The organism is Fructobacillus cardui (assembly GCF_963580785.1).
GTDB classification, from domain to species: domain Bacteria; phylum Bacillota; class Bacilli; order Lactobacillales; family Lactobacillaceae; genus Fructobacillus; species Fructobacillus cardui.
In genome coordinates this window covers 1-5288 of sequence record NZ_CAUZLS010000012.1, presented here as the reverse complement: position 1 = coordinate 5288, position 5288 = coordinate 1, and the positions used below count along the sequence as shown (strand labels likewise).

Sequence of the window (5288 nt, the reverse complement as noted above, 5' to 3'; positions counted from 1 at the left end):
GTAATCTTTTGAATAACTTTAAGCATGTTATCATTTTCGTCTTTTTTTTCAGCTTACTGATGTCAATTCCAAATATTAATAAAATGAAAAATCGCTAGTTAACATAATGTGAGTTAAATGGAGGGATCGCCATGTGCCTTGCACATGTTAATGCAATAGGTTAAAAAATTAAATATAATTCACCCAAAAATATTATTGACACAAATTACAAAAGAAAATGAATTGAAAATATTTATGAAAAAAAATAGCTAAAAATTTTATAACACTCTTACTTACAATATCGTTAGTTCAATTAGCAATGAATATAATTTCACATAGTAATCTTTTGAATAACTTTAAGCATGTTATCATTTTCGTCTTTTTTTTCAGCTTACTGATGTCAATTCCAAATATTAATAAAATGAAAAATCGCTAGTTAACATAATGTGCATTACCGCAAGTAAAAAAGACCAGCCCCCAAATTGTGGGGCTGGTCTTTCTTTTCTGAAAAGGGTCCTTGCTCAATTTGGCCAAAACTAATTGGTCTACTTCTCAGAAAGCGAATCTGAAGCCATTCTGCTTTTGTGAAATTCCCCTTCATGAGAATCTTTATGAGAGCTCTTCTTTTCGTCTGAATCCATATAAATCATATCAAAAAAGCCATTTTAAGACCAAAAATCTGTACATACAGCGTACGTACAACAGGTGAAACCGACAAAATTTACCCCATTTTCTGTACATACGCTGTATGTACAAGAAAAAATGGCTGAGTACTCGGGAAATCCCCATACTATGGGGTACCACGCTTGCGTGAGTATCATTTCCCCTTATGCTCTGTTTGGAGGATTTTGTACATACGCTGTACATACGACGTGTACATACAGCGTATGTACAGCATTCAATCACTATAAGATTTATTGATGCCCTTTATTCGTGGGGATTGGGGCAACGCCCCAAAAAAATGAAAAATCAGGAAAAATACAAAAAACCTAATTTAGAATATCAGCATAGTGAGTACTCACATGCTTTGCTTGCAAAAAGAATGGAGAACTAAATTTATTTAGAATACCTCATCTTATCCGAAATTCATCAAGTGATGACCTAACGGTCATCTGGCCTACTTATTTGCTGTGAAGTCTAACGACTTCATGCGCAAACAGCGCAGGGTCTTTTTTTCTCTTTATCCGAAATCGATTTCTTTATCAATCAATTTGTTTTAATCTATTTTTTCTAAAAAACCAAAAGACTTTACTTGACTTTCACACTAACCCCAGCCAAGGGCAGCAAGTTGTTTTGAGCAGAGAGAGCCCTTAGGTAAATCTCAAAAAAGAGGATACTTAAGGGCTTTTCCAAGGTATAGCTAAGAGCCATCGCTTTGGTCAAGTCGCTAACATCGTTTAAAGAGCATTCTGCCCACTCTCCCGTCTTTAACGGGTTATGCTTAGCCAGACTTCCACTCTGAGCTTAAAACGCCTCTCAGAGCCTCCTAGGTGCTAATCTAGGAGCCACTACTTTGCCAATCACTTGCTGGGCGAGCTAACCCATGTCCAATTATTCATTGCCCAGTTAAACGCTACTTCAACCTTTGGACGTGGTTTGGTCGCTATTTGCAAGCCACCTGACGGGTACACGCCTGTCCCGTTTCAATCTTATAGGGTAACGGCCCAAAGGAAAGCAAAAGCCGTCACAGTAACTAAAAAGGAGACCGCCTAGCAATTGCTATGCGATCTCCCAATGTCTTTTTTGGTTGATTATTTATGCTTCTAACGTTAGAATATCCTTAAAGGGGAGACCCGTTAATATTGTAAGAAGATAAATGCATGGCAACTGGTTAGGACAGTTACTGTGCAGGCCATCAGTTCGTTTGGTAGACGGCTGATGGCCTTTTTTCGTATGTATTTGTTACAAGGAATATAGCATAATAGACCATATAAAAACAATTCAATTATCGCTTTAACTCTAAAATTAGGATTTAACCATGCCCAAAACAATCAAGGAACTATCAGAAGAAATCGGCGTATCAAAACAAGCGATTAATCGATTTTTGACCTCTGATTTTAGGAAACAACATGTGACAACTAAAACCGACAACAAGGTTGGCGCTCTACTTGTCGATAAATCAGGAGAAGCACTGATAAAAAAGCATTTCTCAACCGACAACGACCGACAACAAACCGACAACGACGACCGACAACACGTTGTCGGTCTACTAGAAAGACAACTTGAAGATCAGCAACGAGAATTAGCCGAAAAAAACAAACAAATCGAGGCCAAAGATACTCAAATATCGAACCTACAAAACCTACTCGACCAATCGCAACAATTACAACTTATTTCGGAAAAGAAGTTAGCTGAAAATAAACAAATTGCTGAACAATACCAACAAAACTTTAATCAATTAATTTCGAAAAGAAAACACAGTTTTTTGTCTAAAATATTTCATTTGAGTAATAAATAACGCTTAAAATGGGAATAAGGTTCACTTCTAATCTCCACTATTGGAATAAAAAAAGTATATTATTAACTTATTATATCGATGTAATTAAGAAGGTTATTATGAAAAAAACTATCAAAATTTATTATTTATTATTAGGTCTATTTATTATAGGTGTTTCTGCGTCATTATTAAGAGAAACGGGGTTAGGTGTCGATCCATTCACCGCTTTGAGTATTGGACTAGCAACAAAATTAAATATTCCCTTATCAATTACCCAATTTCTTATTAATCTTATTGTTTTTCTATATATGTTGTTTAGTGACAGGAATAGGATAGGTATAGGAACCGTTCTAAATATGACCTTGGTTGGTGTATTTATTCAAATTTCTTCTCAAATTCTTCTGTCATATCATCTATCTCAGTTAGAAATTTTTCCAAAAATTGTTATCCTGTTAGTTGGATTGTTATTGTTCACACTAGGTTCAGCCATTTACATGTCTGTCAACATGGGACAGTCACCTTACGATGCAGTAGCTCCTATATTATCAAAACAAACGAACCTAAAATATAGTGATGTCCGAAGCTTTCAAGATATTATTGTTGTCATTTTAGCTTTTATCGTTCATGGTCCTATTGGTTTAGGCACAATAGTAATAGCACTCGAAGCTGGTTCATTGATTTCCAAATGGAATTCCATTATTCCAAAAATAGAATAATAATGATCTCAATAACCAGAAATCCATCAATAATATTAACTCTTAGTTAAAATAAAAAAGCCCACGACGTGGGCTTTTTTATTTTTCATTATGCTTTAACAATATTAACGGCTTGCAAACCACGATCACCAGATTCAACACTGAACGTCACTGACTGACCTTCATCAAGCGTTTTGAATCCATTACCCTGAATAGCCGAAAAATGGGCGAAAACATCATCACCGCTTTCACGTGTGATAAATCCAAATCCTTTGTCGCCATTAAACCACTTTACTGTACCTGTTTCCATTATATGTTTCTCCTTTGGTGTACTCACCACTTTTTGTTAATTAAAATAATTGGTGCTGAGCGTCCTTCAAGAAAAACAAATCAAAATCAAAAAAGTTAATTACAACATCATTATACCACAATTACAATTAATAACATTGAAAAAACATTTACATTTAACAATCCTCCGTCTGACTAGAAAACACTTTCCTCAATAACCTATACCGTGGATGGGTGCATAACATCTGTCCACTTTATTAGCATACGAGCATTCACAATTATTCTTTCATGATTTAACTGTAAAGTAATCCGATAGTAATCATACCTAGATTGATATTCCTCAAATAACTCACGAATTCGGTTCGTGAGCTTTTCATTCTTTGCTCGTATGCTAATATAAGCAACAGCAGATTAATTTTTTTACCGCGAACTATTACTCTATTACCTTTTGATTCTTGGAGAACGAAGATGCCTAACTATCCTAATAAAAGAAATTTGATTATTTTAACTACAACATTTATTCTGGGAGTTCTACTTTTAGAACAATTCATCATTTTCCCATTAATCAATGAAGCCTATTTTATTCTCCATTTATCCCAGATAATGAGCAATTTTATTTTTAAAACAGCTGAGTTGCTTCTTTTTATTAGTTTGAATTACTTTTTAACAAAGCAAAAAGTATTCTTAATGCCCTCAAAGTCATGGCTAACGGTTTTTCTTTTTATTTTTATAAGTATCGTATGTATCCCTTTCTTTTCCACTCCACATCTAGAAAATGCAATTTTGACTGGACTTATGGGTGGAATTCCAGAAGAATACTTTTCTAGAGGAGTCCTATTATCATTTTTTTTAACATATTTTGTTCGTAATAATTACTCCCGAACAGCATTAATTAAAGCAATTTTTAGTTCTAATTTTATCTTTGCATTAATGCATCTAACGAACTTATCCCATGAATCTGTGTCCTATGTTATTTTACAATGTATATTATCTTTTGTATCTGGACTTTCATACAGCGCCATCTATGTACAAACAGGTAGCTTGTATTTATCTATGTTCATGCATTTTACAAAAGATTTTATATTAACAGCAGACGTGTCCAGCCAACTAACTAACATACTACATTCATCTTTCGCAATGTTTCAACTATTATTAGTGGTCATTACCTTTATTTATTGGAACAAACATGAACCACGATTAATCCGATTAATTAGATATTCATCTAATGAAAAAAATACCTAGTTAACATAATGTGAGTTAAATGGAGGGATCGCCATGTGCCTTGCACATGTTAATGCAATAGGTTAAAAAATTAAATATAATTCACCCAAAAATATTATTGACACAAATTACAAAAGAAAATGAATTGAAAATATTTATGAAAAAAAATAGCTAAAAATTTTATAACACTCTTACTTACAATATCGTTAGTTCAATTAGCAATGAATATAATTTCACATAGTAATCTTTTGAATAACTTTAAGCATGTTATCATTTTCGTCTTTTTTTTCAGCTTACTGATGTCAATTCCAAATATTAATAAAATGAAAAATCGCTAGTTAACATAATGTGAGTTAAATGGAGGGATCGCCATGTGCCTTGCACATGTTAATGCAATAGGTTAAAAAATTAAATATAATTCACCCAAAAATATTATTGACACAAATTACAAAAGAAAATGAATTGAAAATATTTATGAAAAAAAATAGCTAAAAATTTTATAACACTCTTACTTACAATATCGTTAGTTCAATTAGCAATGAATATAATTTCACATAGTAATCTTTTGAATAACTTTAAGCATGTTATCATTTTCGTCTTTTTTTTCAGCTTACTGATGTCAATTCCAAATATTAATAAAATGAAAAATCGCTAGTTAACATAATGTG

General features: G+C 33.0%; 5 protein-coding genes. 3 read left to right on the top strand and 2 right to left on the bottom strand.

Going from position 1 to position 5288, the window contains the following annotated elements:
- Positions 1-1957 precede the first annotated feature (1957 nt).
- Both AABI20_RS07490 and AABI20_RS07485 read left to right on the top strand, forming a co-directional pair.
- Complete coding sequence (locus AABI20_RS07490) at positions 1958-2437, top strand: DUF536 domain-containing protein (RefSeq protein ID WP_282808481.1); 480 nt, start codon at positions 1958-1960, stop codon at positions 2435-2437.
- Positions 2438-2535: 98 nt separating this feature from the next.
- Entirely contained in the window at positions 2536-3132 is a 597-nt protein-coding gene (locus AABI20_RS07485; RefSeq protein ID WP_047975739.1) for a YczE/YyaS/YitT family protein, read from the top strand.
- 88 nt (positions 3133-3220) lie between these two features.
- Here AABI20_RS07485 and AABI20_RS07480 read toward each other — a convergent pair whose 3' ends face one another.
- A complete protein-coding gene (locus AABI20_RS07480) occupies positions 3221-3421 on the bottom strand; it encodes a cold-shock protein (protein ID WP_047975741.1) in 201 nt (66 codons plus the stop codon).
- 197 nt (positions 3422-3618) lie between these two features.
- On the bottom strand, positions 3619-3789 hold the full coding sequence (locus AABI20_RS07645) for an IS3 family transposase (protein WP_421823479.1): 171 nt from the start codon (positions 3787-3789) through the stop codon (positions 3619-3621).
- A 78-nt stretch (positions 3790-3867) separates the two neighbouring features.
- Here AABI20_RS07645 and AABI20_RS07640 point away from each other — a divergent pair, with 78 nt between their 5' ends.
- Positions 3868-4641, top strand: a complete 774-nt coding sequence (locus AABI20_RS07640; protein WP_047975742.1) for a CPBP family intramembrane glutamic endopeptidase — start codon at positions 3868-3870, stop codon at positions 4639-4641.
- Positions 4642-5288: the final 647 nt, after the last annotated feature.

Excerpts from the sequence above, each read along its gene's own strand:
- AABI20_RS07480 (WP_047975741.1), bottom strand. The coding sequence starts at position 3,421 with ATGGAAACAGGTACAGTAAAGTGGTTTAATGGCGACAAAGGATTTGGA.
- AABI20_RS07490 (WP_282808481.1), top strand. The coding sequence starts at position 1,958 with ATGCCCAAAACAATCAAGGAACTATCAGAAGAAATCGGCGTATCAAAA.
- AABI20_RS07640 (WP_047975742.1), top strand. The coding sequence starts at position 3,868 with ATGCCTAACTATCCTAATAAAAGAAATTTGATTATTTTAACTACAACA.
- AABI20_RS07485 (WP_047975739.1), top strand. The coding sequence starts at position 2,536 with ATGAAAAAAACTATCAAAATTTATTATTTATTATTAGGTCTATTTATT.